The following is an 803-nucleotide window of genomic DNA, read 5'->3' as shown; positions in this document are numbered from 1 at the left end:
TAATGAGTTGAATTCCTCACTGCTACCATTCCCAATCCCATTTTTTTAGCTTTTTCAATAGCCAGAGCCATAGATTTTTTTGCAATTACCATCCCCATTCCATTATGACCATCAACAACAGCGGTAGTAGGACTATCCTTAACAATTTCAATATTTGTTTTTGGTGACTGGATACCTGCCCTAACCCTATCATAATAGAAAGGTTTTAACCGACCAATACCATGTGAATCTATCCCTCTTTTATCAGCCGTAATCAGCACATCGGCACATATTTTAGCCTCCTCTTCTGGAACTTTTACTCCTTTAAAAACATCTACCATAAAACTTTCTAAGGTATTAAAATCTACCCACACAATTTTTTCTGAATTCTTAAACAAGATTATCCCTCCTTAATTTTTTATATTCAAGTTCCCCTATGGGTTTTAAAAATCGAACCCTATTAAGCTTAATATAACAAAATTAGAAATGTTTTTCAATTATTTAATTTCATTAGTTAGGCAAAAAAGTTTTTACTTTTGTTTTCTCATCTTCTTTTTCTATGGTACCTCTCTTTCTCTTAACTCTATACTTGATACTATCTTATCTTCTAACTTCCTTATTCTATTTTCTTAACTAGCTAACTATCTAACTCTTTTCTTATTACTCATTACACATCACTCATCACTGCATTCTAACTCGATACTCGATACTATATACTCGATACTATATTACGAATATAGGATTGACATTATATTATTTTAGTGATATATTATTAATATAATGATAATATATCGGTGATATTTATGGTAAATCAAGAAATTTAC

At 30.4% G+C, this 803-nt stretch carries 1 protein-coding gene; it reads right to left on the bottom strand.

The window, feature by feature from the left end; translation table 11 throughout:
* The coding region (locus tag COZ07_RS01140; protein WP_406606766.1) for an Ldh family oxidoreductase at window positions 1-320 on the bottom strand (320 nt) is incomplete at its 3' end.
* Window positions 321-803: the final 483 nt, after the last annotated feature.

It is taken from the genome of Candidatus Infernicultor aquiphilus, assembly GCF_002784285.1.
Taxonomy (GTDB): Bacteria; Atribacterota; Phoenicimicrobiia; order Phoenicimicrobiales; family Phoenicimicrobiaceae; genus Infernicultor; species Infernicultor aquiphilus.
This window is presented reverse-complemented; position numbering and strand designations above follow the sequence as displayed.